The organism is Paenibacillus sp. P4_E11, from assembly GCF_056401635.1.
Map to the genome: position 1 here is coordinate 1 of NZ_JBFUIX010000404.1, position 1,796 is coordinate 1,796.

The window sequence follows — 1,796 nt, forward strand, 5'->3', positions numbered from 1 at the left end:
ATGCTATCTTCTGGGGTAAAGAGGGGGAAGATTTCAAGATAGAGAACGGCAAGAAATTACCGATTGACGGGCAAGGGCTCGCAAATGCGAATAAAAGATATGCACTTCACCTCAGTCTAATCTTCGGATTCAATGACCGAAAAGAATCCAGCATCGCGGCAGCCGAGAAGTTTATGGATAAGGGCGAGTTCACTAGACGCATGGACGGGATGAAAATGTTAGATGAAGCCGCGAATAAGACCGGCTTGCCGATGGAGCCCTTTATAGTTTTGCCTGCCGAAACGGCAAGCAAAAAAACGGAATCGAACCAATTCATTTCGCAGGCGACGATTGAAGCGATTATGGGTAAGATTACGATGCAGCAGTTCGATCAAAGGGTCGAGGAATACAAGAAGAAATACGGGTTCATCTATGATGAATACACGAAATATATCAATCAAAACAAGGATCAGCTGAAAAAGCTTGGTGTTAAAGAAATCGAGTGGTAATCAACGGGTACCCGTGTGAATCGAAACGACTTCGTGTAGATGAAGCCGGTTCACCGGGTACGTTTCTCTTAATAGAGACAAGTGGAGGAATACAGGAGGAACAGGGACGATGAAAGTAACTTTAGACTCTCCAATGAGAGGCAGACGGCCAACCGTTAGACGTAGGAAGAGAGTGAACAAGAAGACGCAGTTCGCACTTTATTTACTCCTTGCCCCAACATTAATTTTGCTGGTTGTCTTCAAATATATTCCCATGTATGGAGTTTCAATCGCTTTTCAGGATTTTTCTCCGTTCCGCGGCGTTTCCGGAAGCCCTTGGGTTGGGATGAAGCATATCGTTCAATTTCTAACGGACGATTCATTCTGGCGAGTAATGGGGAATACGCTCATCCTTAACTTTTACGATCTGATCTTCGGATTTTCGGCTCCGATCGTATTCGCGTTACTTGCTAATGAGCTTGTTAGCTCCTCTTTCAAGCGTATTACACAAACGATCTCGTACTTGCCGCATTTCTTATCATGGGTCGTGGTTTCGGGTTTTTTCTATCAGTTATTGTCGCCTAACGACGGTATAGTCAATGTGGTCCTCGGATGGTTCGGCATAGAGCCGATCTTTTTCATGACAGAGAAAGAGCTATTCCGCGGTATCGTAGTATCGGTGGGAATTTGGAAGGAAGTTGGATGGTCAGCCGTTCTTTATTTTGCTGTCATTGCTGGTATTGATTCTAGCTTGTACGAAGCGGCCAAGGTTGACGGTGCCAGCCGACTCCGCCAAATGTGGCATATCACGCTGCCGGGAATGGTACCGATGATCGTACTGCTGCTGCTTTTAAGACTGTCTAATCTATTCGAGATCGGCTTTGAACGATTGTTTCTGCTGCAAAACCCGCTTGTGCTCGATGTTTCCGACGTTATCAGTACATATGTATATCGGATCGGGTTGCAGAATTCGCAATACAGCCTTACGACGGCGATCGGTTTCGTGCAAAGTATGCTTGGCTTCCTAATGCTGATTACCGCGAACAAGCTGTCTAAGAAGCTAGTTGGCGTAGGACTTTRTTGAGAAGGAGGAGAAGAGATGCTTCACCGATCTACATCAGGACGAATATTCGATGGGTTCAACTATTTGTTGTTTGTTTTATTTTGCATATCCATACTAGCACCGTTTATTAACGCTATTGCCATTTCGCTCAGCAGCTATGAGGCAGCTGCGTTTGGCAAAATCGGGCTTTGGCCAAAAGGGTTCAATATAGAAGCGTACCATAAGCTTGCGTATAGCAAACAATTCATACGCACGTTCATGAATAC

General features: G+C 45.2%; 2 protein-coding genes and 1 pseudogene. All 3 read left to right on the top strand.

Features of this window, described 5'->3' with window-relative positions; genetic code table 11:
- A partial coding sequence (locus tag AC1DWB_RS34505) for a hypothetical protein (protein ID WP_477545587.1) occupies positions 1 to 488 on the top strand: 488 nt, incomplete at its 5' end.
- Positions 489 to 597: 109 nt separating this feature from the next.
- On the top strand, positions 598 to 1,551 hold the full coding sequence (locus AC1DWB_RS34510; protein WP_477545588.1) for an ABC transporter permease: 954 nt from the start codon (positions 598 to 600) through the stop codon (positions 1,549 to 1,551).
- A 15-nt stretch (positions 1,552 to 1,566) separates the two neighbouring features.
- Positions 1,567 to 1,796 (top strand): annotated as a pseudogene (locus tag AC1DWB_RS34515) (carbohydrate ABC transporter permease); the annotation flags it as partial.